Below are 26,253 nucleotides of genomic sequence, written 5' to 3'. Positions count from 1 at the left end.
TTTTCATAGAATTAACTTATATCAGTATAGAAATCGTATTCTTTATCGTTTTCTATTTTTAGGTTGATTATTTTGTCGAGAAACTTCTTGTTTTCTTTCAATAATTTATTGTTTTTAAAACGAACAAAATTTCCTTGAGCATGAATGCTAAAACCTGTTGTTTTATAGGTATGCAACTGATAAAAAGGAATTGCCCAACTGAAGTTTTGCAAGCCTTTGTTTATGTGTACAAGTATGCCTTTTTGTCTTATTTCGATATTTCCGTAATTAATATCTGCAACAGTATTCATAAACTTCATGAAACCAGGGCTCACTTGATCGATCATCATTCTTTTAGAACCAGTACCTCCCATTTTTATCGATTGAAAAAATGTAAAAGGCTTACCTAGTAAATCGTTAAAAATCGATTCAGCTTCTTTATTTGTATGTGTTGTGTTATAAATCATTGACACATCAAATATAATAATGTTTAATGAAATATAAAAATAGTTAAACAAAAATTAACAGAGTATTATAATTTGTTCAAAAACTTTTGCTTAATTGCTGTTTAACATGCGTTTTCTGTCTGATAAAGTGTGTTTTTTTAGAATTCTAAAATTTTCTGATATAACTTCAGGATTTGTTCGCATAGCAAAAAGAATATCACTCGCTTTTTTTCTTGCAGTTTTTCCATCAACAATAGGTAAAGGATAATTTTCACCTAATTTAAAATTGTTAAATTGCTCATCCATAGGCGTCATTAAATACGGTTCGTGAATAAAAGCTAAAGGTAAATTAGCCAATTCTGGCACCCATTTTTTTATGAATGTTGCATCAGCATCATGTTCTAAACTATTTTTAATAGGATTGTAAATTCTGATATTATTAATGCCAGTTTCTGCGGCTTGCATTTGCAACTGAGGAAAATGTATACCAGGTTCAAAATCTAAAAATTGTTGCGACAAATGATGGGTAGCAGCTTGCCAAGGTTGCCATAAAATATGCGTAAAAAAGGAAACTAACATAGAGCGCATTCTAAAATTTAAATAACCAGTTTCTACCAAACAACGCATGCTAGCATCTACCAAAGGAAAACCAGTTTGGCCTTCTTTCCATGCTTTTTGATAGATTTCAGAAAGATTTTTCTTTAATTTATGATAGCCTTTATTTACACTGGCTTCTTCCATGGTATGTTCCATTTCAAATTTTTGAATAAAATGTGCCTGCCATCTTAATCTAGACATAAATGCACCCAAATGTTTTTTATTTTCATCGGTAATGTATTCTTGTGTTTTTTGATAAATCTGACGAATGGAAACATTTCCCCAAGCAATATAAGGCGATAATCTGCTCGAACTTTCTCTAGACAATGCTGGTTTAGAAATATGATACATGTAGTTTTTGTGCCTTTCTTTAAAAAAACCATTGGCATATCTCCAAGCCATTTTTGTGCCTCCTTTTTGAAAATAAGGATGATTTTCTGTTTCTAAATCTGTGGTAATAAATCTCTTTTCTAGTGCTACAATTTCATCGCTATTGATAAAATTATCACTTTTAAAATTAGATTTAAATAGATTGGCGTTCATATAATCATCCCATTTTTCGAACCAATCTTCTCTGTTTAACAATCCTCTTAAAACTCCATTATTGTTGTTTTCTATCCAATTGATATTATTGTTTCTGCAATATCTTTTAAAATCTTTATCGCGATTGTAGGTAATTAACAAGCCTGTTTCTTGATGCGAAAAAACAGTATTAATTTTATAATTGTTTTGCAATTGATTAAAAACATTGATGACTTCTGAAGTTACCGCTAAAATTTTGGTATTGTAAGTTTCTAAATCTTGATTAAGATCTTGAATCGATTGTTTTATAAAGTCCCAATGACGTTGGCTATAATGTGCATCGTTTAGTAAAGAGTTTTCAAAAACATACAAAAATAAAATTCTTTTATTTGCTTGTAAAGCATTGTAAATTGCCTCATTATCTTGCAAACGTAAATCTCTTTTTAACCAAACAATATGTATTTCTTCTCTATTGCTCATTGTCTAATTGTTTAAAAAATTGTTCGGCATTTTTAAAATGAGTTTCTTTTTTATCTTGTGCCATTTTGTCAAAAGTTCTAATTAACATCCCTAATCTTGGGTTGCTTAAAAAGAAATCTCTGTGTTTGTCCATAAATGTCCAAAACAAACCATCCCATGTTTTTTGCCAATTTCCTTTTTTGTAATTACTCATTTTCATAAGATAATTACTGCTACTTATGTAAGGTTTTGTGCTCATTAAACCACCATCTGCAAACAAACTCATTCCATACACATTTGGCACCATAACCCAATCGTAAGCATCTATAAAAAGTTCCATAAACCATTGGTAAACTTCATCCGGATCAAATTCGCACAACACCATAAAGTTACCTAAGATCATTAATCGTTCTATGTGATGTGCATACGCAGTTTTGTTTACTTTTTTAATAACATCGTCTATTGGTTCTATGCCTGTTGTTCCGTTGTAAAAAGATTTAGGAATTTTTCTAGAGAATTTCCAGAAATTTTTGGTGCGTTCTTCAGAACCTTTGGCTTCATAAACACCTCTAATAAATTCGCGCCAACCTAAAATTTGACGTACAAAACCTTCAGTAGAATTTATAGGAATATCATTTTTAGTTGCAAAATCAATGGCCTTTTCAATAACAACTTTTGGGTGTAACAATCCTACATTAATTAAAGGCGATAACAAACTATGATTTAAAAAATGGGCTTCTTTTACAATGGCATCTTCATATGTACCAAAATCGTGAAAACGGATTTCAAAAAAATCATTCAACCATTTTTCTGCGGATTTAAAATCGATAGGATAAGCAACAAAACCATTTAATTTTCCATAGTTTTCTTTAAAATTTTTAAGCACATATTTTTTGGCTTCTTTGTGATATGCTGTTTCTTCAGGAAAATTTATAGGTGGCGCTATTTTATCTTTTGGATATTTTTTTCTGTTTTCATCATCAAAGGTCCATTTACCACCTGTCGGAATTTTTCCATCCATTAAAATATCTCTTTCTTTTCTTTCGGATTTGTAAAATGAAGTCTGAAAATATTTCTTTTTAGTGGATTTAAAAAAACTAGATAATTCTTCTTTTGTGTTGATAAATAAAGGATTATTGTACCAAATAATTTCTAAATTCCCTTTTTTTTGATGAATGTGTTTCTGTAGCCAATTGTCTGTAGGATCTATCAAATGGATTGTAGTAAAACCTTCTTTTTCTAAATTTGGAAGTAGATTTCTTACATCATTTAAATTATCAATTGCATTTATATAGCGAACATTTTTGCCTAATTGAATTAAATAATTTTCATAAGCTTTCATTGTAGCTCTGTGAAAACTTATTTTTTGCTGATGAAATTTATATTGATTAAAAAACAAATATTCTTCAACCAAAATAATATCATCAACTTTATTTAAAACCTCAGAGTTTTTAAACAATTGATGTGGAAAAATGATATGTATTTCAGCAATTTTCATCTAAAATAAAGTTTTTGTTAACCATAAATTTCTGAATTTATGATTGCTATCATAACGTTCTGCTTGCAATTCAGTATTAAATTTTCGATCTCGAGGATCATTGCCAACTCCAGCAACATACATCCAGTTTCCGTAATTGCTGTGCACATCGTAATCTAATAACATCGACTCAAAATAAGCAGCTCCAATTCGCCAATCTTGTAACAATTCTTTAGCAAAATAAGAAGCCACATTTTGTCTGCCTCTGTTGCTCATCCAGCCAGTTTGCTGCAATTCTATCATATTTGCATTTACAAAATCGTCTTTGGTTTCTCCATTTATCCAATTTTGTATAATTTCTTTATTGGAATTCCAATGATAATTTCTGTCTAAAATTCCACCAATTTTAAAGATTTTAGCATTGTATTTTAAAGAAATAAATTTGAAATAATCTCTCCAAATCAACTCAAAAATTACCCAATACGTAGATTGACTTTTACCAAATTCGGCTTCGTATTTTTTAACTTGATGATAAATTGTTTTGGCTGATAAACTTCCGTTTGCTAACCAAGGAGAAAATTTTGTAGAATAATCTGTACCTACTAAACCATTTCTTGTTTTTTTATAAAAACTAACTTTTTTACTATCAAAAAAATAATAATTTAATCTTTGTAAAGCTGCAGTTTCTCCACCTTTAAATGGAAAAGCCGTTTTAGGATGGGTTTCAAAATCTGAAAAACCTAAATCTTTTAAAGTTGGAATTTTAGTTGGATTGTTAAATGTATTCGTTTCAGGAAGCTTGGAAAAAGTTGCAACTTCTTGAATACGAACATATTTTTCTAATTTCTTTCTGAACTGCGTAAAAACATCAGGAATATTACTAAAATTATTAGAAACGGTGTCAGGATGATATAAAAACTGATCATAATCTTCAATAAAATCAATAGTATTTTTTAGATTTTTTTTGATCAAATCATTCGTGTCAGTTTCTTCTTTTGTCCATTCTTTTTGAGTGTAAATGGCATCAACCAAAAATTCATCACATAAAAAATGAATTTTATTTTCAGGAGCATCAAAATAGGTGAGGAGGGTTATGTTTTGTTTTTCTAATTGCTCTTTTAAATTTGTTATTGTTTCTATTAAAAATTTGGCTCTAAATTTTGCAGTTTTTTGAAAACCAAATTCATCCACCATAAAATATTTTGGGTCTAAAAAATAGACAGCAATTACTTTTTTATTTTGATTAATTGCTTTTTGTAAAGAAACATTATCAGCTATTCGTAAATTATTACGAAACCATATTAAGCCAGTTGTGTTTTGTTTCTTCTGCATTTTTCGCTGCAATATTTAACGTTATCCCAATCTTTTTCCCATTTTTTTCGCCAAGAAAAAGGTCTTTTGCAAACCAGACAATCTTTGCTGGGTAAATGTTCTTTTTTCAAAAAAAAAAATATTATTTATTAATGTTGTTTATCATGCCATTAAAAACAAACCAATGAAAAGGCATTACTGAGTACCAATACAATCTGCCAGCCAAACCATGAGGTCTAAACGTTGCAGTTTGGTACAATTCTCCTTTTTCGATTTTAAATTCTAGCCAAGCCTCGCCAGGTAAAATCATTTCTGCATAAAGTAGTAGTTTGCCTTTTTCTTTATCAGCATAAATAACGCGCCAAAAATCTAAAGCATCACCTGCATTTAATTCTGTAGGGTGCCTTCTTCCTCTGCGTAAACCAGCGCCACCAAAAAGTTGATCTAAAAAGCCGCGAATTTTCCATAGAAAATTGCCATAATACCAACCTGTTTCTCCGCCAATTGCCCAAATTCTGTCTAAAGTTTGTTGTTTGTTTTTTAGGTTTCTTTTCTTGATATCTCTAAAACAACCATATTGAGGAACATTGATAAACTCATCCACATAATTTTTAAGTTTTCCACTACTGATGTAAGAATCTTTCCAACTAGAAATGATGCTATTTTGCTCTATTTTATTAAACGCCAATTGCACAGCTTCTTTGTAAGCCATTGGATTGATGTCTAAAATTTGATTGATGTTGCTCTTTTTGCCAATAACTTCTACACCCATTGAATTTACTAAAGAAGTTGCCAGTTTGTAAGAGGTAGAAGTAACAAAATAAAGCCAATATGAAGATAATTTCGGAGTCATTACTGGTACTGTTAAAATCCATCTTTTTAATTTTCTTACTTCTGCAAATTGCAACAACATTTCTTTGTAAGTTAAAATTTCTGGCCCAAAAATATCGTAAGAAGTATTGTACATTTCTTGCCTGCCTAAAGCTTTGTGTAAAAATGATAAAACATCTCTAATTGCTAAGGGTTGTGTTTTGGTGTTTAACCATTTAGGGGCAATCATTGCAGGTAATTTTTCTACAATATCTCTAATAATTTCGAAGGATGAACTACCTGAACCAACTATAATTCCTGCTTTAAAAGTGGTTAAAGCATATTTTTTAGAAGCTAATGTATTTTCAACATTTTTTCTAGATAATAAATGCTTTGAAAGTTTTGTGTCGTTTGTAATTCCGCTTAAATAAATTACTTGTTTTATAGATGTAGATTCTGCAAATCGCTTAAAATTAAATGCACATTTTTCTTCTAAAACGTGAAATTCTTTTGCAGAATTAGACATAGAATGAATTAAATAATAAGCGGCATCTATATCTTTAGGAATGTTCTCTAACGATTCTATGTTTAAAAAATCAGCCTCAAAAAGGGCTATATTTTTTTGTTCTTTGTAGTAATTTTCTGCTCTTTTTTTATCTCTAACAGGGCACACTATAGTATGACCGTCGTTTAATAATAAAGGAATTAAACGCTTGCCAATATAACCTGTTGCGCCTGTTACAAGAATTTTCATAAGCTATTTATTTCTTTAGGTCTTTGATAACCCAATTGAGTTTTAAATTTAGGAATGGCATAAGTATCTAATCCATTTATGGTAGCTACGTTTCCTTTAGATAAGTTGATTAAACCATCTTCTTGTAGTAATTTATCATGAACGTACAGTTCTTGAATTTGAGCTACAATCAACATAACATCGTTAGAAGGCACATAAATTTCTTCTATAAATTTCATGTTCATTTGTACTGGTGCATTTTTTACAAAAGGAGCTTTGAAGTTTCCCTTAAATTCAGGTTCTAAATTTGTCATATCAAATTCAGAAATTTCCTTTGGATATTTTGCTGAAGTATGATGTGCGTCTTCTACAATTTCTTCCCAAATATGATTAATTGTAAAATAACCAATGTCTTTTAAGTTTTGATGCGTATTTCTTGGCACAGTTGTAGGTCTTAAAATAAAACCCAAAGTAGGTGGATTAGACCCCAAATGTGTAACAGAACTAAAAACGGCAACATTAGTAGTTCCATCTTTAGAAATAGAGCCAATTAAATTGGCCGATTTAAAGCCAGAGCAACTGTTTATAAGGTTTATCTTATAAATTTTTTCTAAAGCATTAATGTCATCAAAATTAAAAAAAGCCATTACAAATTGTTAAAATTATTAATCACTACATTTTTCGCTTTTAAATCGTGCATTAAATTATACAAGCCAAAAAATGTTCTGTTGATGTAAATAAAATGTTTAGAACCTCGATTGCCATTCATGTTTTTAAGCTCTGTACTTTTTGCATATTTCTGACCTAGATCTGATATTTTTCCGAAAAATTCTTCATCAGAAAAATCGAAAGTTTCTTCGTTAAAAGGTTGAGTAAATAGGCTTAACATTTCGTGAAACATAGCTCTAAAAAAATCTAATTCTTCTTTAGAATCATCCTCACGTAAAATTTCTAATTCAAATAATTTTTGTTCAAAATAAACAGGATCAGAAATGTTTTCTTGTTTTGCTAATTCAAAATAAGGTACATAAAAACTATTAGGAATGGTTTTCATACAGCCAAAATCGATTACAATTAAATCGTTTTCTGGTGATATTAAAAAATTTCCAGGATGTGGATCTGCATGAACTTTCTTTAATTTATGGATTTGAAACATGTAAAAATCCCACAAAGCTTGTCCTAATTTATTGGCAACTTCTTGATTATCTGTGTAAAATTCTGATAAATGCACGCCATTCATCCAATCCATAGTTATAATTCTATCCGAAGATAAATCTGAATAATAATTTGGAAATTTTAAATTGGGTATGTGCGCACAGGCTTTAACAATGGCTTTACTTTGCTCAACTTCTAAAATATAATTGGTTTCTTCAACCAATTTATTTTCTACTTCTTTAAAATATTTATCAGAATCTTTGCCTTTAATATTAAACATTTTAATGGCAATTGGTTTTACCAAAGCTAAATCTGATGCAATACTTTCTGCAACTCCTGGATATTGAATTTTAACCGCTAATTTTTTTCCATCTTTTTCAGCTTTATGCACTTGGCCAATACTTGCTGCGTTTACAGAAACTGATTCGAACTTATCGTAAATTTCGTTGGGATTTTTACCAAAATACTTTTTAAAAGTTTTGGTTACCAATGCAGGCGATAAAGGAGGTACAGAAAACTGAGAAAGCGAAAATTTTTCTACATAAGCTTGTGGTAAAATGCTTTTTTCCATACTTAACATTTGTGCTACTTTTAAAGCACTTCCTTTAAGTTGTTTTAAGCCATCGTAAATATCTTCTGCGTTGTTTTCGTTTAATTTCGATTTTGCTTCGTCTTCGGTTTTGGTAATTTTATCACCATAATATTTTAGGTAATTTACCCCAATTTTTGCTCCAGTAGTAACTAACTTAGAAGCCCTCTGAATTTTAGAAGTTGGTATAGAATCTATTGTTTTCATAGGCTTTTAATTAAAGTTAACTTTTTCTTTTAGGATGAATTTCCCAAAATCGATAATGCTTTTCAGTGGTTTTATGTCCATTAAATCAAAACGAGCGTTAATGGATTTTTCGATAAAAATATCTGTTTTTTCAAAGGATGCAGAAGTATCATCCAACCAAAACTTCATAGTCACTAATAAGTGGAACCAAGAAGATTCTTGTATGCTTTTGTCTTGAATTTTTTCTAGCTTTTCTTGTTTTAAATCTAATTTTTCTATGCCCAAATTTTTGATGTAGGTGATATAATCTTCACGTAATTTTTTTAGTGATTTTAACTTTTTAAAATCTTTTTGGCTGTTTTTTAAGGCATAAACCACATAACTTCTATTGGCAGTTAAGATTTCGAAAAAAGTAAAGTAAAAACTTAATAATTTGTTTCTAGCATCAAAGCTTTCATAGTCTTCACTTTTTGCTAAAACGTTCATGGTATGATGAAAGAATTCTGAAAAGATGGCTTCTTCAATAGCTTCAAAAGAAGCATAATATTTGTAAAAATCACTTTCTTCAAAATTATTGTCTTTTGCAAAACTAAAGACAGATTTTGGTTGATGATTATTTTCTAAAACAAATTCCATGTATAACGAAATAATGTTTTCTTTTGATATTTTGTTTTCTGTAGCCATAATTATTTATTTTGTACAAAGATACGAAATGTTTAATTAATTTTAGAATTAGTTAAACAAAAATTTAAACTGTAAGATTACAGATAATTACAACCAGAAATTAGTAAGAATATTGGCCTCTATAAGGAATTTGAAAGTAGTTTGGTTTTTATTTTATTGATGAATTAAAATAATGTACTTTTTTTAAGATTAAAAGAGTTACTCCTGAGATTTAGAAAAACCTTGTGGTTATTAAATAATAATTTAATTGTGATCACTTTTAGATGATGTTTTAGGAAAGCGTATCTTAATTAAAAGTAAAAACCTCGATATCATTTATCGAGGTTTAATAATTGGGGGTATCTTATCAAGTAGTCTGAATTGATCAAAAAACTTAAATGTATGATATACTTACTATCAAGCTAAAAATCTAAGCTCTTACTCACATTATTTTCAGTGTATGAAATTGAGAAATTAAAGGTTTTTAAATTAGCTTCTAAATGGGCTTCAGACTCATTGTTTAACCATGAAATGCTTAAATTTTCTTTAGAAACATCGTTAATTTTTATTTGTCCAGAAAATGCTTTTAAAGTATTTCTTAATCGCATTATCTTTAGCTGATCCTTAACAATATCTGTTTGTAAACCTTCTTCTATCTCTTGCTGAGAAAGTGTTGTTCTGTTAATTTCTTTATGGCCACCACTACCACCTTCATCAGCAGCCTTATAGTTGTTTTTGCCGGCAAAGATATCTAGATACCAAATTTGAGGAATACCAGGCGTAAACAGTTGTATTGCTCTGGCTAAAAGTAATTTTTGTTCGTTTTCTCCTAAAGCGCTAAAAAATGTTGCATTAATTTGGTAATAAGATATTTTTTTACCAGAAGGATCATATAAATTCTTTACTCTTCCACCACGCTCCATAATTGTATTCATTATGGATTCTATTTGCTTATCTTCTAGTAAACCCTTGTTATAGCTGCCATTAACTTCTTTACCTTTTAAATCTAAAACAGGAATTCCATCATGACAACCTAACATGTTTACAGTTTTATATTCTTTGGTTATAATTTCGTTAATCCAAGTTAATAACGCTGAATTGTCTGCAGTTTCTAAGGTATGAATTAATAATCCTGGTAAGAAAAAATCATAAATAGGGTAGTTTTGGCTTGCTACTTCATTGTGTAGGTTTAAACCATATTCTGCATGAATTTCTGGTAATAGAACTAAATCATTCTTTTTAGCAATTTGGTTAATTCTTTCTAAATATTGCCAAGTACCAGGTTTGTTAAAAAAATTAGTTTGCCCTATTTCTTTATGTAAATATGCAAAAGCATCTAATCTTAAAATTGAACATCCAAAGCTTTTTACTTTGGCTAAAGTTTCTTCGTAAAATTCCCATACCAATTCAGATTTAGCATTTACATCCATCTGACCTAGATAAGTTGCTTTACGGGCAACTAATAACAATACATCTTCTTTATACTCATCAAGTTCTTCAAAGTTTATAGCAGATAGGTTTTCTTTTTTAAGAATAGCTGAATTGATTTTTTCACAAATCAATTCAGCTTTATTAGAAATTTGTGGGATAATTTCAATAATATCTTGTTCTGTAATTTTGTTGTATTTAATTTCTTGATAAAAGGTATTCCAATATGGTTTTTCAGTTCCATCTGGAAAAGGAACTTTTAAAATTGGAAGTCCTGATTTTCTCATAAATAATTTATTGAGAAATTCTTCTTTTGGAATAACGATATCATCATCATTAACCTCTCCATTACCTTTCCAGAACTCATTCCAGTTGATAAAAAAATCTTTGAATTTAGAATTTTTTCCGTTTTTTAAAAGATCTTTAAATTGAGGAGAAGCTACAGAAAGATGATTTAAAACAATGTCAAATTTTAGATCTATATTTAATTCTTTTAGAGCTATTAAATCGTCTTTAGAAACTAATTCTTTATTGATGTTATAATCAATAATAGAAAAACCTCTATCTAAATCACTATTAAAAAAAGTAGGTAGTACATAAAATAAAGAAAAAACATCTTTAAATTCTGGCTTTTGCAACATTTTAATGGTGTCACTTAATTTATGACCAATGCTATCTGGGTATGCATTTAACATTACACCATTTGAGATACTCTTCATTTTTTCTTGATACATAATTTGTTAATTATAATTATAAGAGTTTTGATAAAATATTGATATTATCTGGTAATCTACCTACATTTTGTAGTTTTAATGCTGCTAATTTTAATGCAATTTGTAAGCATTCTTCGATGGTTTTTTCTTTCATGTATGCAAATAAAAAACCAGACCAAAAAGCATCTCCAGCTCCTGTTGTATCCATTACCTTTTCTATTTTTATAGCGGGTAATTGAATCAAATTTTTTCCTTTTTGAGAAAGTTTTACACCTTCACTTCCAAGTGTAAGGCATACAGTTTCTACCCCTAAATTGTGAAAGAACTCAAAAATTTCTTCATGAGGAAGTTGTTTTTCGAAAAGACGTAACATATCATCTTCACTAATTTTAATTAAAGGGTTTAAACTGCAATAGGTTTTAATAACATCTAGCGCTTCTTGCTTGCTAGACCAAAGTTTTTTAGCATAATTAATATCAATACTTAATTTGCACCCATTTTTAACGGCTTCTTTTGCTTTTTTAAGAATTGTGGTTTGCGCTGGGTTTTTGCTTAATGCAAAGCAAGTTGTGTGAAATATTTTTGTTTTTGATAACATTTCAGCAGTAATTTGATCTTCTGAAATGTGATAATCTGCATTTCTGTAAGGCATAAAATCTGGTGTGCCATTAGAACGAGATACAAAAATTACGCTCGTAGAATTATTTTCTGATTTTTTTAAATGGTTTGTGTTTACTTTTACTTCATTTAGTCTTTTAAAAATGTATTCTCCAAAACCATCATTTCCAACTGCAGAAATCATATAAGGATTTAATCCTAATCTTGCTGAATTCATGGCAACATTGGCAGGAGATCCTCCTAAATAGCGATGGTAATCTCTTGTTTCGTTGATGAGTACGTTATTTTGATGGCCTATAAAATCGATTAAGACTTCGCCAACGCATAAAATATCTATATTTTTATTACTGTTTTTCAAAATTAATTTCTTTATCAGTTATTTCTTTTTAGATGCAAATTGCACCTTAAATTTAGTCTGCAATTGATTTTGGTTCTTTAAGTCTAAGTGCTAAAAAACCAGAAATTATAAAAAAGGCGCCTCCTAATAAAATGGCATTTATTGCACTATTATTTAAAAGGTTTTTTACAATTGGCCCAAAAGTTAAAGTTTGAATTCCCATTGGAATTACAATCATCATATTTAAAATACCCATATATACACCACGTCTTTCTTGAGGTACTATTTTAGAAACCATAGAATACGGAATACCCATCATTGCTGCCCAACCAATACCAAATAAAATCATAGGTAAAATAACTAATGTTGGGTCTTGAATATTGGGTATGCTTAACATAGCAATACCTGTTAAAAAGAGACTAATTACATACACCTTTTTACCACCCCATTTTAGAGCAAAAGGCACTAATGCCAAAGCAAAAACAATGGTAGAAATATTATAGGTTGTATTCATTTTTGCGGCCTGACTTAATGCTTCTGATTTATTAAAACCCATACTTTCTTCGAACATTGGCGAAATAAATTGCCAATAAATAAATAGGGCATACCATTGAAAAAGATAGACTCCTGCTAACTTCCACATAAATTTTGGCATGTCTTTTATAGCGCCAACTATTTCTTTAAAAGGCGTTTTTACTCTATCTATAAAAGATAGTTTGTTGTGCTGTTCTATTTCTTTTAATTCTTCTTCTGATGGAGGTATTTCTGGAGTTTTTACTACCGACCAAAGTATGGTTGCAATAGATAAAATTGCGCCTATAAAAAAGGAGTAATACAACCATCTAGGAATTGCTTTTACAGTTTCATCAACATTTTCTGCACCACCAAATTGATCTTGAAAAATAAATATAGATGCGTTTGCCAAAACAATACCTGCACCAACAAATAAACTTTGCATTTGATAACCAAAACTTAATTGTTTATTTGGTAGTTTATCTCCAACAAAGGCTCTATAGGGTTCCATTGCCATATTGTTACCTACATCTAAAATCCACAGTAAACCTACAGCGAACCATAAAGAAGGGCTGTATGGAAATGCGAATAAACACAAACTACCAATTAAAGCTCCTATTAAGAAAAATGGTTTTCTTCTTCCAAAACGTGGAGACCAAGTTTTATCTGAAATTGCGCCTATAATTGGTTGAATAATTAAACCTGTTACTGGACCTGCCAAGTTGAGTAGTGGCAAATCTTCGTGATTTGCTCCTAAAAAAGAGAAGATTGGATTTACCGCAGTTTGTTGTAAACCAAAGCTAAATTGAATGCCTAAGAAACCAACATTCATGTTAAATATTTGCCAGAAACTTAATGTGGGTTTTTTAATTTTCATTTTCTTCAATTTTTTTACCTAATACGATTAGAAATTCTTTAAGATTACCTTTGTTTAAAAATACATCTCCTTTGTTGTCTATTACTGGTAAACTTAGAGTGTAAATAGGAATGTTAGCTCTTTGCAGTTTTACTAACATTTCTTGCTCTTTCACTTTATTTACATCGATGTCATAATAAGTGAATTTTATATTTTTTTCTTTTAAAAAAGCTTTTGTATCTAAACAACTATGGCAACTATCACTACCATACACAATCATTTTTTCTTTTTCTGAATCTTTCTTTTGATGCACCACTTCTTGAGCAATATTTTGTAGTGAGGCAAATAAAAGTATGGCAATTATTAAATTTTTCATTTTAAAAATAGATTTATATATAAAGTGTGTTTGGGTTTAATGTAAATATAGCTAATTTGATACTTTGGCTTTTTGTTTTAGCTTTTATAAGTTTTAAAAATAGAGCCAAAAAATTACTAATTGGCTCTATTTCAAAACTTAAATCAATAAAAAATAATAATGAACTTTTTTCTTAAAAACTATATTGCAATGTCATTGTTGTAGAACGACCAGAAATTGTTCTTGCAGCGGCTAAACCAGCAGCAATGTTTCCATTTCCTTCTACTTCAGTAACACCAATTGTATCGAATAAATTGTTTGCGTTTACACTTAAAGATAATCCTTTTGTTAAGCTAACTTTTGCTACAGCATTAATGTAAGCGTAACCAGGCATTACAAGGTCGTTATCATCTTGTGCAAAAGATTTAGATGTACCTAAAACTGTAATTCCTAAAAGGTGTTGTTTTTCGGCTCCAAAAGAATAAGTTGGTGCTAAGTTGTATACAAAGTCTGCTTGTCTTCTTGGTTTATTACCTTTATTTGCACCACCATCAATTTCTGCTTTTGTATAAGTAACAGATCCATTTATGCTAAAATCTCCAAATCCTAAAGCAGATTCTACCTCTAAACCTAATGCTTTAAAAGGGTTTCCTACAGTTCTGTTTAACTCGTTACTAATACCTTCATCTGTGTTACTAACAAACCCTGTAACATTTAAAACACCATTCTCTAATCTCTTTTTTAAACCAAATTCAAGTTGCGAGATTTCATCAAACTGTACATCAGCTAAGCCGTCTGAACCATAAGTATTTCTGTCTGCAGCTCTACCAGATGCACCTTTACTATATCTACCAAAAACAGCTGCTCCGTCATTAATTTTATAATTTAAACCTGCAGAATAAGAAACAAAATTATAATCATCGCTAATTGCTTGTCCTGGATTACCTGCTATTGTAGGTATTGTAGATTCAAAAGGGCTAATCACTCCATCACTGTTATAGTCAAAACCAATTAAATTTCCGTTTGCATCTAAATTACTTAATTGTCCTGAGTTTATTGAACCGTTTACATTTACGTTTTCGAAACGTACACTACCATCAAAGTTTAATTTTTCAGAAATTTCTGCATCAACACCTACATAAGGAGAATTTACATTGTGTACAGTATTGTATTTTCTTTGGCAACAGTTACCCCAAACTGGTTGACCATAAGAGTAAGCTCCACCTTCAGAGAAACCTTCAAAAACACCTAGTCTAGCTTGACCATCTCCTGCTACTTCAGAAATTGCAGAACTCCATTGCCAACCAATTTTAGTGTTTTGTGTTGCAGAGAACATACCCACTGTAAGACCAATATTATCATTTAAAGCTTTTGTTACTTTAATATCGCTAAAAAAGTTACTTAAATCTTCGATAGTAACATCAAAATATCTAATATCTTGAGCCAATCCATTTGCTGGATTAAATGGTGTACCATCTTCAAAAGTTAATGCACCTGTTGCTCCAGAAGCACCTCTAACTAAAGCTTCTATATCTGCAACAGTACCAACATTTGCTGTAAATGGAGCGTTCCATTGACCTGAGTTGTTTGCGTATCTTGCTTTTCCATTTACTTTCCAGTCATCTCCTAAATCAAAAGAAAACTCTGCACCAACTGAAGTACTAACAGGATTGTTACCACTTCTCATATCATTTTGTGTAGGATTACCATCGTAAACACTGTATGTATTTTGCATGTTTACTGAGTGTGGACTATCTGAAGTTATGTCAAAACCAGGTAGATTACCAAAAGTTGGATCAGCATTTGTACCTGTTAACGCTACTGGCATAGGCATGTACATTACAGATCTGTCATTTAAATATTTGAAGTACGTACGTACATAACCATTTTTAAATTCTTTAGTTATGTTTGCTTTTAGCTGACCACCTTTGTTACCTTGATAACCAATGTCTCTAGGACCTTCTCCAACTCTCATAAAACCACCAATGTGATAATATAATCCTTCTCCAATTGGAGTACCATATTCAAAATCTAATCTACTAGTTTGAAAATCTAAACCATAGGTTGCACCAATTGTACCACCTTCAACTCTACCAGTTTTACTAATCATATTAATAATACCAGCTGGACCATTAGAAGTTTGCGTAGATGCAGAACCACCTCTAATAGCTTCAACTCTTCCGATATTAGAATCTATACGTAAAAAGTTATCGGCATTACCAAAAGAAGTATCACCAAATAACATTAAAGGAAGTCCGTCTTCTTGTAATTGTAAATATCTAGAACCACCAGAAGAAACTGGTACACCACGTACGTTAAAATTGGCATTACCTTCACCACCAGAAGATTCTGCACGAATACCAGGAATACTTCTAAATAGTTCACCAGCAGATCTTGGTGATGCTTGTTCTATTTGTTTAATACCAACACTAGATACAGAAACACTTGATTCTAATTTAGATTTAGGATTTACAACTCCCGTTACTATAATTTCATCTAATGATTGTGCGTTTTCTTTAATTACTATATCTAATTTTAGGTTACCATTTACCGTAATTTCTTTAGTAAAGCTATCATAACCAATATATGATGCTACAATTGTATATGTTCCGTTAGTTACATTTACAATTTCATAATTACCATCAAAATCTGTGGTTGCCCCTTTAGTGGTTCCTTTTAAAAGGACATTTACACCAGGTATTAGATTGCCACTGTTGTCTTTTACAGTACCAGAAATTGTTGACTGGGCAACAAAAGCTGTAGATGATAACAATATCATCATCAAAAGCAAACTTTTTAAATTTAATTTTTTCTTCATTTTAGTGTGAATTTAATAAAATAGTTAATTATTTTTTATCAAATGTATTTTTATTAGACTCTATTTTGTGAAATAAATAAATCGAAAACGTTTTCGATTTACCGAAAACGTTTTCGATTAAGATAATTTACTATATTTATAGGGTAAAAGAGTGAAGTTTAAATTTTATTAAAAAAAAATATTGTGGTTACACTAAAACAAATTGCAGAAGAATTAGGAATTTCTATAACAACAGTATCAAAAGCCTTAAAAGAATATCCAGATGTAAGTAAGAAAACAAGAAAATTAGTTAGAGAAACAGCTGCTATGCTAAATTACAAACCTAATTCTTTTGCTGTAAACTTAAGAACAAAAGAATCGAAAACAATTGGTTTGATTATTCCTGAAATTGTACATCATTTTTTTTCAAGTGTTATTAAAGGGATTATTTCTCAAGCAGAAAAAAAAGGATATTTGGTAATTACACTTCAATCTAACGAATCTTATGAATTAGAAAAAAAACAGATAGATTTACTTATTAGCAAAAGAGTTGATGGTATTTTAATTTCTTTAGCTAACGGTACTGCAGATTACAAACATATCTCAGCAATAAAAGATCAAGAAGTACCTGTAGTAATGTTCGATAAAATTGCAAAAGTTATAAAATGTTCTAAAGTTATTATTGATGATAGAAAAGCAGCATATAGAGCTACTCAATATTTAATTGATATTGGTTGCAAAAGAATAGCTCATTTTAGAGGGCCTTTATTTCCTCAAAATTCAATTGACCGTTTTTTAGGTTACAAGCAAGCATTATTAGACAATAATATAGCTTTTGATCCTTCTCTAGTTTACTTGTTAGATTATATGAGTTTTGAAGAAGGAAAATTTTATGCCAATAAACTTTTAAAAGAACATACCAACGTAGATGGAATATTCATTAATACAGATTTAGTAGCTATTGGAGCTATATCAGAATTTAATAATCAAGGCATAAAAGTACCAGAACAAATAAATGTTATTGGTTTTAGTAATTGGTTTATGGCTTCAGTAATTTCTCCATCTTTAACAACTATAAATCAACCAGGATTTGAAATGGGAAAAAAAGCGTTTAAATTATTGTATAAAGAAATTCAGGATAAGAAAAAAAATAAACCAATTAACTACAAAGATATTGTTCTTGAAACCGATTTAATTTTAAGAGAATCTACCAAAAACCACAAAACCTTGTAAATCATACAATTTACAAGGTTTTAGTTTCTATTGGTATTCATTTTAGTCGGGGTGGCAGGATGATAACTAAACCGCCACTATGCAGTAAAATCAATACTTTAGGAAAAGTGCTAAAACAGTGTGAACCGAATTGTAGACCTAATAGTTAAATTGAAATAGTATGTTTTGTTTAAACGTCTAAAACAAATTTACGATTTTAACTTCATTAAAACCAAACAAATAGCCTCAAATATTATGATTAATCTATTAAATATTTATTAATAGTTTCTTCCTCAATACCACTATAATTAGCAAAATCTTGTACTGTTATAAATTGATGAGGTTCTTTGTCTAAATATTCTTTAATCTTATTAATAAGCTTACGACAATAACGCTCACTACGTCCTGTAATGCGTTGAATGTCCTTTGGGTATATACAAGCTCTCTTTGTAATCATCATACATTATCTATGCTTTATCCATACTTAAAACAAGAAGTACCTATTTAGGATTATTTAGGTTTAATCGGTAAGGATGGATTAAAGCGGTTTCTCTTTTTGCTAAGTGTGTTATAAAGTTACGTGATTTGATGTATTAATCAAAAAAAACTAAAATTATGGCAAAACAAACAGGAATTATCAAATTAAAAGGAACTATTGGAGGAATTTCATTTTACAAAACTTCTGATGGGCATTTGGCTCGTGAAAAAGGTGGTGTAGACAAAAGTAGAATCCAGAATGACCCAGCTTTTCAAAGAACTCGTGAAAATGGTTCTGAATTTGGAAGAGCAGGTAAAGGTGGTAAAGTTTTACGAAATGCAATTCGTGTGTTATTGCAAAATGCTAAAGACAAAAGAGTTGTATCTCGTTTGACCAAAACTTTAGTAGTAATTACAAAAACTGACACTACTAATGATAGAGGTTCAAGAACTTTACAAGATGGAAATTTAAGCTTGTTAGAAGGTTTTGAATTCAATTTGAATGGAAAGTTAGGATCAACTTTGTTTGCTTCATTTACAAAAGCTTTTGACAGAGTATCTGGTGATGCAACTTTAGATTTGCTTGCCTTTTCGCCAACAGTTAGAATTGCTGCGCCTGCAGGAACAACTCATTTTAAAATTGTTATGGGGGCATCTGAATTGGATTTTGTAAATGAAACCTCAACATTTGAAAATGATGAAACTGCTATTTTACCTTATTCTGCTGCTGATACTGCTGCTATTTCTTTATCAGCAACAATTACTGCGAATTCTACATTACCAGTGGTTCAGGTTTTAGGAGTAGAATTTTATCAAGAGGTAAATGGAGAAATGTATGCGCTTAAAAATGGGGTTTACAACGCTTTGTCTGTAGTTACTATTGATACTCCATAATTATGGATTTAGTACTGCAAAGAGCTTATTTTAAAGAGGGTACTAATGGTACTCTCTTTTCTTCAGATACGTTTTTATGTTTTACTATTGAATTACCCTGGAGAACTAACAAAAGAAATATTTCTTGTATTCCTGAAGGTGAATATGAAATAATACCTCGATTTTCAAAACGATTTCAGCATCACTTGATTTTGAAAAATGTAAAAGGCAGAAGCTTTATTTTATTTCACCCTGCTAATGATGCTAAACGAGATTTAGAAGGCTGTATTGCCCCTGTAACTTACTTGAGTGGCATTGGAAAGGGCATTTATTCAAAAGATGCCATGCAAAAATTATTGGCTTTGGTTTATCAAGCTCAAGATCGAAAAGAAAAAATAACATTAACCATTACATCACAGAATTATGAAAATTATAGAACGTTATCAAAAACCAACACCTAAGTTTTTTAAAAAACTACGAAATATCGGTATTGCATTGGCTACTACTGGTGGAGCCATAATAGCTGCACCCATTGTATTACCTGGTGCTTTAGTAACTGTTGCCACGTATCTGACAGTTGCAGGAACTGTTGCCACAGCTGTAAGCCAAGCCGTTGTTTCAGACAAAAAAACCGAATAAAAAGATGATACTAAATGACTTTCAAATCCGATCGAGTTTTATCGGTGGTACTCTTTTATCAACTGCAATTAATATTAATACCCAAAATATTGTATTTACCGTTATAATGGCAACTATTGGAGCGGTTGTGAGTTTTTTTGTTTCCTATATTCTTCGAAAACTATTTTCGGACAAATAAAGAAAAGCATCTCTTCTGAGGTGCTTTTTTTTGGAACTAAATCTAATAATAGTAAATATAAACTAGTAACCCTTTATTTTTAGCAAATCTTATTATGCTTGCTGTTCCTTTACTTTTTCTATCCCAAAAAGCGATTAAAACATCTGCATAGTTTACCATTTGTTTATTTCTGATGGGACCTGCAGCTTTTCCGAATTTGTTCCATTCTGCAGGAAATTTTATTAGGTTCAAACCTTTTTCATTTGCATATTGAATTCCTAATTTGTCAGCACCTTTATAATGATCACCAGATACAATTACGATGTTTTTTTGATCCTGGAGGAATTGGTCGCATTCTTTTTTTAGTTTTTGATAATCTGTGAAGTATCTAGAACCTGCTATAATTACTTTCATTTGTTAGTTGTTAGTTTTTGGTTTTTGGTTTGTGGCAGTTTAAGATCTTAGTAAAGCAATTTTTAATTTTGAAATAGTTGCCAATTGGTGTTTTAGGTTTTCTTCGAAAGTTGTTATTTTTTTGAGTTTTTCAACTTTTTTTTGCCATTGCTGCTCTTCGTAATTTTGTAACGCTATATTGATTACTTTTTTAGCATCTGAGATGCCAATAAATGGAATGACAGAACCTTTTAGATAATAGGCAAAGAACTGCCCTACCTTTAAGGATAAACACAAGTAATACAGGGATTCTCTTTCTGCTCCTGTGGTTGTGGTAATTACAAAGCAATTTGGACAAGGCTTTTCTAGCGGTTTGCCAGAATTTAGCCCTTTGTTTAAAATAAAAAAATGAGGAGTTGCGTACGTGCGACCTGGTTGGTGTGTTTTGATTTGAAAAGTTGACATGGGTATCCAATTTAAAATTATGCTTCGCTGCTCTTCGCACATAATTTTTTTGGAACTAAAAAGAGATATGCCTATATAAAAGTGCCTTGGATAGGCTGTCAAGGTTTTTAGATAAAAGTTTTTTTATACAAAAGCTGATTTAAAAAGAAAAAGGCTATTGAAAAAAGTTTTATTTAAAACCCGAAGGGCTTGACCTTTATAGCCTTTTAGCGTTGGATGAAGTGAGGCACTTATATTTGCTATCTTTTTTTATTTTATTCTACTTCTAAAATGTATGAATTAAGTGTAGCTTTTACCTCTATATGAAAAACGAAGGTAATTTTTATTAAAATTTACCCTTGTTCTTATTAATTAGATCCTTTTAGACATAAATATTATATTTAAAAGCATATAAAATTATATTATTTTACTATATTATATCTAAAAACATATAAATTAGTATATTTGCTTATATTTATATTTAAAAGCATATAATGAAGTTATTATCAGAGTTTGTAAAAAAGCGCAGAAAAGAAGTGCATCTAACACAAGAGGAGTTTGCAGAACGTGCAGGAGTTGCTTTAACAGTAGTGCGTAAAATAGAACAAGGTAAAACCAATTTGAACTTAGAAAAAGTGAATTTGGTTTTAGCGATGTTTGGACATGAATTAGCACCTGTAGAAAGAAAAAAGATAGACGATGAGACAAGGTAATGTATATTATAAAGACATACTTGCAGGTAAAATTACAGAAACTGCAGAAGGAGCCTATGTTTTTACATATGATGCTACTTATGTAACCCACTACCCTAAGCAATTTATCACATTTAGTATGCCCGTAAAAACTGAAGCTTACACCTCTGATCGATTGTTTCCTTTTTTTGAAGGATTGATACCAGAAGGATGGTTGTTAGAAATTGCCACCAAAAATTGGAAAATAAAAGCCAATGACAGAATGGGATTGTTGTTAGCTTGTTGTCAAAATTGTATTGGAGCTGTTAGTGTTGTACCTATAAAAGAAAACGATGATGTCTAAAAAAAACTGTTTGTATTGTTACAAAACATTGACTAATGAAGCTGATTTTCATGAAAAATGTGCCTTAGAATTCTTTGGAACCAAAGAAGTACCAAAGATTCCGTACAGTCTTGAAGATATGGGTGCACTCGCAAAAAATGTTGTAGAAAGAAGTATTGCAGTACCAGGAGTACAACCAAAACTATCTATGTCTTTAGTAAAAGATACTGAAACTAAAGAAACACCAAGACTTACTGTGGTTGGTGCTTTGGGAGGAAATTATATTTTTAAACCACCTACACCACAATATAGAGAAATGCCAGAAAATGAACATTTGACCATGCGTATTGCTGAGGCTTTTGGTTTAAACACTGTACCTTCAAGTTTGATACGTCTTGCTTCTGGAGAACTCGCTTATATTACCAAAAGGATTGATAGAACCTCTGAAGGAGAAAAAATACATATGTTGGATTTATTTCAAGTTACTGAAGCCTATGACAAATACAAAGGCTCTATGGAAAAAGTAGGCAAAGCCATTGGTCAATATTCTACAAATACTTTACTTGATAAAATCTTCTTTTTTGAATTGGCTTTATTTAGTTTTTTAACTGGTAATAATGACATGCACTTAAAGAATTTTTCTATGATAGAAAGTGTTTCAGGATGGATTTTGGCACCTGCATATGATTTGTTAAATGTTAGCATTGTTTTACCAGAAGACACAGAAGAATTAGCGCTTACACTAGCAGGAAAAAAGAGAAAGTTACAAAAGGAACATTTTGAAAAACTAGGACAACTTTTAAATTTAACAGACAAACAAATTAAAGGTGTTTTTAAACGAATGTTCAAAAATAAAACGAAAGCGAACCAATTGATCAACGCTTCTTTTTTATCTGATGAAATGAAAACAGCTTATAAAACTGTATTAGAAAAAAGATATCAACGTATTGAATAATTGAAACTAACTTTCAGGGGAAATATGCGTAGGTGGAGGTAATTAGGGATGTTGTAGAAGTGAAAAAATAAATAAAGGACGTTTTGAGTAAAAACGTTCTTTTTTTATGCGCGGTGTTGAGGTTGTTGAATGGAATGAAACAACCGCAGGCACATGGCAAACATTACTAATTGCTGTAACCTACACCTTAACAACGCGACAAGCTGGCCTCTTCACTAAAACAGTCTACTAGACTGTTTCTTAACGTTCGATCTGGTGGGGAAAGTGGACTAAAATTTATTGCTTAGCGAAATGAAACAAACAAAGACTTGAGATAAGGAATACTTGGATACTACGACTACGCTCAGCACAGGCTTAGCGATGGTTTTGTGCAGCTTGAATGAGATAAGTGATAGATTTCACTTACGAATTTTAGCATTGGATGAGCGACTATTTAGTTCATGACTTTTTTATTTTTACGGGAGTTCATGAATAGCGGTAATTTTGTTAGTAGTTGGAATTTTAGCTCAAGGAAGCCGCTATTTTACATAATGGCGTTATAGACCAGAAAGTGAATGAATGTGTGTATAACTACCCGTTATGTAAACATAGCTTTGGGTAGTTTTTGGTGTGAGGGTTGGAAACAGCTCTTTGCTTTTTTGCTGTACCAAATTGTGCAAATAATTCTTTTAAGCAAAACAAGCAATGTGCTGTGTGAGGGTTGGCAGCCAAAAACTACAAGCGCGTTGGCGAGCGGAACAAACCAAAAGACAGAGGATTTTTGCTTTTTGCAACAAACTGGGTTTTGGTTTGTGGGGAATTCAAATTCTTTTATCCTTACTTTCCTTATCAAAAGCTATCAAATTGAAGAGCTGTCGCATTCTGGAACGGACTCTGTTTCCATAGCGTTCTTCGAGTTCTTGTGCGTTTAAGTTTGTTGTGGCGTGGGTTCTGATTTTTCGCTGAAGAAATAAATCGTAACGTGATAAGAGGATTTCTCCCATAACGTTGCAGTCCTTTCCAAAATGTCTGCCGGTTGTTTCTACGCCTAAATCATCAAAACAATAGAAATTGCTGTTGCCGTATTCTTGAATGGTTTTGTAGCCAATGTTATTGAAAGCAAATGTGATGTTTCTTGCTGGAATTAGTTCGTAAGATTTTTGGTGTGGTACGATGTGTCTTAACAGTTTCATTAAACTTGTTTTACCACAACCAACTGGACCAGATAACAGAATGCCTTTGTTGGGATCTATATTTAATTTTGCGCAGGCATCAAAATCGCGAATGAAATAAATACACAACTTGTAAAGGACAACCTCATCTTCTTCATAAATCTTGAAGTTTTTACCAAACATCATTTTTCCTTTGGCATCAAGGTAAAGTAGAATGCTTTTGAAATCGTAATTGATCTGATTATCATGTAGTTCTCCAAGTTGATATTGAACGCCTTTTTCGATGATTATGTGAGGTTGATTATTCATTGTTATTCTGGTTTAAGACTTCTCGACTGCGCTCGAAGTGACGATGTGATTCTGAATCAAGTTCAGAATGACAAAAAATTAAAGTGGTTCGTTGTAGTTTTTGTTTTTAGTTGTCTTAAGGTTGTCCATATTTGGGACACTGCTGTTGCGTTTGCCATTTTTTTCAGAATCATTAAAATCTGAATTTTTAAAATTTTCTTCTTTACTGTTTATATTGTTTATTACTGTTTTATTATGTTTATATTTAGGTACCAATGCTTGTCTACTACTTGTCCTGATTTTGGGACTGTACTGGTACAGAGCTTGTCCTGCGCTTGTCCAATTTTTAATCAATTTAATTTTGCTACCCCTGTACGGATTGTGTGATGGTTCGTATTGTATATATCCGTATTTGTGTAACTCTTTTAAACAGCGATGATAGGTTGATTTTGAACCTATTTTGGATTGTTTCATAACCTCATCACGTATTACAAAAAACTCTTCAGGAAACCGTGTACTATTCCAAACTTGAAATAAGGCCATATATAGACTTATATGTGTTGGGTTTAACCGGTTGTCTTCTAAAAAATGTTGAAATATGGTGTTAAGGTGTTTGATGTAGTTTACTTCTTCCATAAAAAGACCCTCTTTTTAGCTTCGCTATGTACTTTCAATGAAAATATATTTTCATTTCAGTAATGCTCGGGGTGACAATTAGAATCTATTATGGATGCGGTTTTCTTCCATTACTTTTAGTATTTCTTGGTAGTCGTAATAGATAACGCCGCCAACTTTTGTATAGGGTAGTGTTCCATTGATGCGAAGATTTTGTAATGTTCCTGGTGAGATACTTAAGAGATTTCGAACCTCTGGTGATTTTAACCATTTTTTGGGTGTAAACCCAGATTGGTGGTTAATGATTGCTTTAATGTCTTCCAGTAATTCTTCTTTGAATTCGCGAAGATCTTCTGTAGTAATAATTGTTGCTGCCGTAGTAAAGTTTTAAGTTAAATAGCTACCGCCTTGAACTCTCATTCTTGGCAGCAGCTATTAATATGATTTGACTTTCGTTTGGCTAAAATGCTGTGAATTAGTAAAATTTACCCCCAAGTTAGTAATAGATTGGGTGAAACTTTAACAGTTAAGAGAATATACTCGAACAGAATTTAATACTTAAGATCATCTTGATTCATTTTATTTTCGAGACTTACTTTTAAGTTATTTATGAATTTTGTCCTATCCATTTTACGTTCTCGTATTTCTAGGTATGTTCTGTAAAAATTACCTAAGTCCATAGAGAATACTTTTTCACAAATTGATGCTATGAATTTAATATCTGAATTACCGTTCTGAATTGCTCCAACAGCCTGTAAAGCGTATATTAATTCTACCAAATCTGTTTTGCTTGCTGTCCAAGAAAAATTATCTATTGAAGGAAGAAGTGATTTTTTAGTAGAATGATACAACTCTTTGCGTCGTAAGTAACTTAACTCAGAATTATAATGATTGATTAGTAACTCTACTGCTATAATTTGTGCTACCGTATTATCGTGACTAGTAGAAATTCAGGATCTGTATAATAGTGCGAAGTTTCAGAAATTAACTCCAAAGAATCTTTACCTCTAACAAAATAATATTTGTCTAATGTTGTTTGATTTTGCAAGTAATATTTTTCAAAATAGAGATAGGGTTTTCGCCGTTCTTCGATGTTGTTTAATTGTTCTTCAATATGTTTTCTCTACCTTTTTGTGGGGCCATTTGGTTTTTCTAAAGTATATCTGTGTATTTTCACAAAGAATTTTAGTCTACCATAAACATATGGTTTATGTATTTTGAAAAAATCAATTTCATCTTGAATGGAATCAAAATCATTTTCCCTCACCAATATGCGTAATTTTTGAATGTATTTTCTTGAAATTTTTATTCCCTTTGATGAGTTTTTTGGTTCTGATAAGTTAGATTCTTGTACAAAGTGGATTTCACTTTTATAATCATCAAGTATTTTTAAAATTTGTTTAATCATATTAGTGTTTACTAACCTTAAATACTAACATTGTTAAATAGGTGCATAGAATATATACACCGTAATGTATTAGTCATCAAGAC

The 26,253-nt window shown here is 30.8% G+C and carries 28 protein-coding genes and 1 pseudogene; 7 read left to right on the top strand and 22 right to left on the bottom strand.

Annotated features, from left to right (window positions below; genetic code table 11):
- Positions 1 to 11: 11 nt before the first annotated feature.
- From ACWYN7_RS13450 to ACWYN7_RS13385, 14 genes are all read right to left on the bottom strand, one after another.
- On the bottom strand, positions 12 to 446 hold the full coding sequence (locus ACWYN7_RS13450) for a hypothetical protein (protein ID WP_462860491.1): 435 nt from the start codon (positions 444 to 446) through the stop codon (positions 12 to 14).
- A 90-nt stretch (positions 447 to 536) separates the two neighbouring features.
- Complete coding sequence (locus ACWYN7_RS13445) at positions 537 to 2,024, bottom strand: cryptochrome/deoxyribodipyrimidine photo-lyase family protein (RefSeq protein WP_462860490.1); 1,488 nt, start codon at positions 2,022 to 2,024, stop codon at positions 537 to 539.
- A complete protein-coding gene (locus ACWYN7_RS13440) occupies positions 2,014 to 3,501 on the bottom strand; it encodes a cryptochrome/photolyase family protein (protein ID WP_462860489.1) in 1,488 nt (495 codons plus the stop codon). The genes ACWYN7_RS13445 and ACWYN7_RS13440 overlap by 11 nt, the downstream gene beginning before the upstream one ends.
- Positions 3,502 to 4,812: a DASH family cryptochrome gene (locus ACWYN7_RS13435; protein WP_462860488.1), complete on the bottom strand. Its 1,311-nt coding sequence runs from the start codon at positions 4,810 to 4,812 to the stop codon at positions 3,502 to 3,504.
- Positions 4,782 to 4,922, bottom strand: coding sequence for a DUF2256 domain-containing protein (locus tag ACWYN7_RS13430; RefSeq protein ID WP_462860487.1), 141 nt, complete (start codon positions 4,920 to 4,922; stop codon positions 4,782 to 4,784). The genes ACWYN7_RS13435 and ACWYN7_RS13430 overlap by 31 nt, the downstream gene beginning before the upstream one ends.
- 11 nt (positions 4,923 to 4,933) lie before the next feature.
- Positions 4,934 to 6,355 carry an SDR family oxidoreductase gene (locus ACWYN7_RS13425; RefSeq protein ID WP_462860486.1) on the bottom strand — a complete coding sequence of 474 codons (1,422 nt, stop codon included), beginning with the start codon at positions 6,353 to 6,355 and terminating at the stop codon, positions 4,934 to 4,936.
- Positions 6,352 to 6,981 (bottom strand): flavin reductase family protein, encoded by a 630-nt coding sequence (locus tag ACWYN7_RS13420; RefSeq protein ID WP_462860485.1) that lies wholly within the window; start codon positions 6,979 to 6,981, stop codon positions 6,352 to 6,354. The genes ACWYN7_RS13425 and ACWYN7_RS13420 overlap by 4 nt, the downstream gene beginning before the upstream one ends.
- Positions 6,981 to 8,285, bottom strand: coding sequence for an ABC1 kinase family protein (locus tag ACWYN7_RS13415; protein WP_462860484.1), 1,305 nt, complete (start codon positions 8,283 to 8,285; stop codon positions 6,981 to 6,983). Before ACWYN7_RS13415 ends, ACWYN7_RS13420 begins: the two co-directional genes overlap by 1 nt.
- 6 nt (positions 8,286 to 8,291) lie before the next feature.
- Positions 8,292 to 8,948, bottom strand: coding sequence for a TetR family transcriptional regulator C-terminal domain-containing protein (locus ACWYN7_RS13410; RefSeq protein ID WP_462860483.1), 657 nt, complete (start codon positions 8,946 to 8,948; stop codon positions 8,292 to 8,294).
- 401 nt (positions 8,949 to 9,349) lie between these two features.
- Positions 9,350 to 11,074, bottom strand: coding sequence for an alpha-amylase family protein (locus ACWYN7_RS13405; protein WP_462860482.1), 1,725 nt, complete (start codon positions 11,072 to 11,074; stop codon positions 9,350 to 9,352).
- A 31-nt stretch (positions 11,075 to 11,105) separates the two neighbouring features.
- The gene (locus ACWYN7_RS13400) at positions 11,106 to 12,044 is read right to left on the bottom strand and encodes a carbohydrate kinase family protein (RefSeq protein WP_462860481.1); all 939 of its coding nucleotides are present in this window, start codon (positions 12,042 to 12,044) and stop codon (positions 11,106 to 11,108) included.
- 52 nt (positions 12,045 to 12,096) lie between these two features.
- Positions 12,097 to 13,413, bottom strand: a complete 1,317-nt coding sequence (locus ACWYN7_RS13395) for an MFS transporter (protein ID WP_459485637.1) — start codon at positions 13,411 to 13,413, stop codon at positions 12,097 to 12,099.
- Positions 13,403 to 13,768 carry a glutaredoxin family protein gene (locus ACWYN7_RS13390; RefSeq protein WP_462860480.1) on the bottom strand — a complete coding sequence of 122 codons (366 nt, stop codon included), beginning with the start codon at positions 13,766 to 13,768 and terminating at the stop codon, positions 13,403 to 13,405. The genes ACWYN7_RS13395 and ACWYN7_RS13390 overlap by 11 nt, the downstream gene beginning before the upstream one ends.
- A 172-nt stretch (positions 13,769 to 13,940) precedes the next feature.
- A complete protein-coding gene (locus ACWYN7_RS13385) occupies positions 13,941 to 16,565 on the bottom strand; it encodes a TonB-dependent receptor domain-containing protein (RefSeq protein WP_462860479.1) in 2,625 nt (874 codons plus the stop codon).
- A 180-nt stretch (positions 16,566 to 16,745) separates the two neighbouring features.
- Here ACWYN7_RS13385 and ACWYN7_RS13380 point away from each other — a divergent pair, with 180 nt between their 5' ends.
- Positions 16,746 to 17,777, top strand: a complete 1,032-nt coding sequence (locus ACWYN7_RS13380; RefSeq protein WP_462860550.1) for a LacI family DNA-binding transcriptional regulator — start codon at positions 16,746 to 16,748, stop codon at positions 17,775 to 17,777.
- A gap of 238 nt (positions 17,778 to 18,015) precedes the next feature.
- Here ACWYN7_RS13380 and ACWYN7_RS13375 read toward each other — a convergent pair whose 3' ends face one another.
- Complete coding sequence (locus ACWYN7_RS13375) at positions 18,016 to 18,213, bottom strand: hypothetical protein (RefSeq protein WP_298765752.1); 198 nt, start codon at positions 18,211 to 18,213, stop codon at positions 18,016 to 18,018.
- A gap of 158 nt (positions 18,214 to 18,371) precedes the next feature.
- Between ACWYN7_RS13375 and ACWYN7_RS13370 the strand changes: the two genes are divergently transcribed.
- From ACWYN7_RS13370 to ACWYN7_RS13360, 3 genes are read left to right on the top strand one after another with little or no spacing between them, the layout of a single operon-like run.
- Positions 18,372 to 19,127 carry a hypothetical protein gene (locus ACWYN7_RS13370; RefSeq protein WP_462860478.1) on the top strand — a complete coding sequence of 252 codons (756 nt, stop codon included), beginning with the start codon at positions 18,372 to 18,374 and terminating at the stop codon, positions 19,125 to 19,127.
- 2 nt (positions 19,128 to 19,129) lie between these two features.
- Positions 19,130 to 19,567: a DUF5675 family protein gene (locus ACWYN7_RS13365; RefSeq protein ID WP_462860477.1), complete on the top strand. Its 438-nt coding sequence runs from the start codon at positions 19,130 to 19,132 to the stop codon at positions 19,565 to 19,567.
- Complete coding sequence (locus ACWYN7_RS13360; RefSeq protein ID WP_462860476.1) at positions 19,530 to 19,745, top strand: hypothetical protein; 216 nt, start codon at positions 19,530 to 19,532, stop codon at positions 19,743 to 19,745. Before ACWYN7_RS13365 ends, ACWYN7_RS13360 begins: the two co-directional genes overlap by 38 nt.
- 220 nt (positions 19,746 to 19,965) lie before the next feature.
- On the opposite strand, the gene ACWYN7_RS13355 is transcribed toward ACWYN7_RS13360, so the two are convergent.
- The gene (locus tag ACWYN7_RS13355; protein WP_462860475.1) at positions 19,966 to 20,316 is read right to left on the bottom strand and encodes a DUF2493 domain-containing protein; all 351 of its coding nucleotides are present in this window, start codon (positions 20,314 to 20,316) and stop codon (positions 19,966 to 19,968) included.
- A 39-nt stretch (positions 20,317 to 20,355) separates the two neighbouring features.
- Positions 20,356 to 20,862 (bottom strand): DUF6943 family protein, encoded by a 507-nt coding sequence (locus tag ACWYN7_RS13350; protein ID WP_462860474.1) that lies wholly within the window; start codon positions 20,860 to 20,862, stop codon positions 20,356 to 20,358.
- A 371-nt stretch (positions 20,863 to 21,233) separates the two neighbouring features.
- Here ACWYN7_RS13350 and ACWYN7_RS13345 point away from each other — a divergent pair, with 371 nt between their 5' ends.
- From ACWYN7_RS13345 to ACWYN7_RS13335, 3 genes are read left to right on the top strand one after another with little or no spacing between them, the layout of a single operon-like run.
- The gene (locus ACWYN7_RS13345; protein ID WP_462860473.1) at positions 21,234 to 21,452 is read left to right on the top strand and encodes a helix-turn-helix domain-containing protein; all 219 of its coding nucleotides are present in this window, start codon (positions 21,234 to 21,236) and stop codon (positions 21,450 to 21,452) included.
- A complete protein-coding gene (locus ACWYN7_RS13340) occupies positions 21,439 to 21,774 on the top strand; it encodes a HipA N-terminal domain-containing protein (protein WP_462860472.1) in 336 nt (111 codons plus the stop codon). The genes ACWYN7_RS13345 and ACWYN7_RS13340 overlap by 14 nt, the downstream gene beginning before the upstream one ends.
- Positions 21,767 to 22,708, top strand: coding sequence for a HipA domain-containing protein (locus tag ACWYN7_RS13335; RefSeq protein ID WP_462860471.1), 942 nt, complete (start codon positions 21,767 to 21,769; stop codon positions 22,706 to 22,708). The genes ACWYN7_RS13340 and ACWYN7_RS13335 overlap by 8 nt, the downstream gene beginning before the upstream one ends.
- Positions 22,709 to 23,508: 800 nt before the next feature.
- Here ACWYN7_RS13335 and ACWYN7_RS13330 read toward each other — a convergent pair.
- The 5 genes and pseudogenes from ACWYN7_RS13330 to ACWYN7_RS13310 form a co-directional block, all read right to left on the bottom strand.
- Complete coding sequence (locus tag ACWYN7_RS13330) at positions 23,509 to 24,168, bottom strand: P-loop NTPase family protein (RefSeq protein ID WP_462860470.1); 660 nt, start codon at positions 24,166 to 24,168, stop codon at positions 23,509 to 23,511.
- Between the two features lie 78 nt (positions 24,169 to 24,246).
- Complete coding sequence (locus tag ACWYN7_RS13325) at positions 24,247 to 24,783, bottom strand: hypothetical protein (RefSeq protein WP_462860469.1); 537 nt, start codon at positions 24,781 to 24,783, stop codon at positions 24,247 to 24,249.
- Positions 24,784 to 24,861: 78 nt separating this feature from the next.
- Positions 24,862 to 25,128 (bottom strand): helix-turn-helix domain-containing protein, encoded by a 267-nt coding sequence (locus ACWYN7_RS13320; RefSeq protein ID WP_462860549.1) that lies wholly within the window; start codon positions 25,126 to 25,128, stop codon positions 24,862 to 24,864.
- A gap of 185 nt (positions 25,129 to 25,313) precedes the next feature.
- Positions 25,314 to 25,855, bottom strand: a pseudogene (locus tag ACWYN7_RS13315) (RteC domain-containing protein).
- 30 nt (positions 25,856 to 25,885) lie between these two features.
- The gene (locus ACWYN7_RS13310; protein WP_462860468.1) at positions 25,886 to 26,170 is read right to left on the bottom strand and encodes a hypothetical protein; all 285 of its coding nucleotides are present in this window, start codon (positions 26,168 to 26,170) and stop codon (positions 25,886 to 25,888) included.
- Between the last annotated feature and the right edge of the window lie 83 nt (positions 26,171 to 26,253).

The organism is Polaribacter sp. M10 (genome assembly GCF_054968445.1).
Note: the sequence above shows the minus strand (reverse complement) of the source record. Positions and strands in the feature narration are given on the sequence as shown.

Excerpts from the sequence above, each read along its gene's own strand:
- ACWYN7_RS13450 (WP_462860491.1), bottom strand. The coding sequence starts at position 446 with ATGATTTATAACACAACACATACAAATAAAGAAGCTGAATCGATTTTT.
- ACWYN7_RS13445 (WP_462860490.1), bottom strand. The coding sequence starts at position 2,024 with ATGAGCAATAGAGAAGAAATACATATTGTTTGGTTAAAAAGAGATTTA.
- ACWYN7_RS13440 (WP_462860489.1), bottom strand. The coding sequence starts at position 3,501 with ATGAAAATTGCTGAAATACATATCATTTTTCCACATCAATTGTTTAAA.
- ACWYN7_RS13435 (WP_462860488.1), bottom strand. The coding sequence starts at position 4,812 with ATGCAGAAGAAACAAAACACAACTGGCTTAATATGGTTTCGTAATAAT.
- ACWYN7_RS13425 (WP_462860486.1), bottom strand. The coding sequence starts at position 6,355 with ATGAAAATTCTTGTAACAGGCGCAACAGGTTATATTGGCAAGCGTTTA.
- ACWYN7_RS13420 (WP_462860485.1), bottom strand. The coding sequence starts at position 6,981 with ATGGCTTTTTTTAATTTTGATGACATTAATGCTTTAGAAAAAATTTAT.
- ACWYN7_RS13415 (WP_462860484.1), bottom strand. The coding sequence starts at position 8,285 with ATGAAAACAATAGATTCTATACCAACTTCTAAAATTCAGAGGGCTTCT.
- ACWYN7_RS13410 (WP_462860483.1), bottom strand. The coding sequence starts at position 8,948 with ATGGCTACAGAAAACAAAATATCAAAAGAAAACATTATTTCGTTATAC.
- ACWYN7_RS13405 (WP_462860482.1), bottom strand. The coding sequence starts at position 11,074 with ATGAAGAGTATCTCAAATGGTGTAATGTTAAATGCATACCCAGATAGC.
- ACWYN7_RS13395 (WP_459485637.1), bottom strand. The coding sequence starts at position 13,413 with ATGAAAATTAAAAAACCCACATTAAGTTTCTGGCAAATATTTAACATG.
- ACWYN7_RS13390 (WP_462860480.1), bottom strand. The coding sequence starts at position 13,768 with ATGAAAAATTTAATAATTGCCATACTTTTATTTGCCTCACTACAAAAT.
- ACWYN7_RS13385 (WP_462860479.1), bottom strand. The coding sequence starts at position 16,565 with ATGAAGAAAAAATTAAATTTAAAAAGTTTGCTTTTGATGATGATATTG.
- ACWYN7_RS13375 (WP_298765752.1), bottom strand. The coding sequence starts at position 18,213 with ATGATTACAAAGAGAGCTTGTATATACCCAAAGGACATTCAACGCATT.
- ACWYN7_RS13370 (WP_462860478.1), top strand. The coding sequence starts at position 18,372 with ATGGCAAAACAAACAGGAATTATCAAATTAAAAGGAACTATTGGAGGA.
- ACWYN7_RS13365 (WP_462860477.1), top strand. The coding sequence starts at position 19,130 with ATGGATTTAGTACTGCAAAGAGCTTATTTTAAAGAGGGTACTAATGGT.
- ACWYN7_RS13360 (WP_462860476.1), top strand. The coding sequence starts at position 19,530 with ATGAAAATTATAGAACGTTATCAAAAACCAACACCTAAGTTTTTTAAA.
- ACWYN7_RS13355 (WP_462860475.1), bottom strand. The coding sequence starts at position 20,316 with ATGAAAGTAATTATAGCAGGTTCTAGATACTTCACAGATTATCAAAAA.
- ACWYN7_RS13345 (WP_462860473.1), top strand. The coding sequence starts at position 21,234 with ATGAAGTTATTATCAGAGTTTGTAAAAAAGCGCAGAAAAGAAGTGCAT.
- ACWYN7_RS13340 (WP_462860472.1), top strand. The coding sequence starts at position 21,439 with ATGAGACAAGGTAATGTATATTATAAAGACATACTTGCAGGTAAAATT.
- ACWYN7_RS13335 (WP_462860471.1), top strand. The coding sequence starts at position 21,767 with ATGTCTAAAAAAAACTGTTTGTATTGTTACAAAACATTGACTAATGAA.
- ACWYN7_RS13330 (WP_462860470.1), bottom strand. The coding sequence starts at position 24,168 with ATGAATAATCAACCTCACATAATCATCGAAAAAGGCGTTCAATATCAA.
- ACWYN7_RS13325 (WP_462860469.1), bottom strand. The coding sequence starts at position 24,783 with ATGGAAGAAGTAAACTACATCAAACACCTTAACACCATATTTCAACAT.
- ACWYN7_RS13310 (WP_462860468.1), bottom strand. The coding sequence starts at position 26,170 with ATGATTAAACAAATTTTAAAAATACTTGATGATTATAAAAGTGAAATC.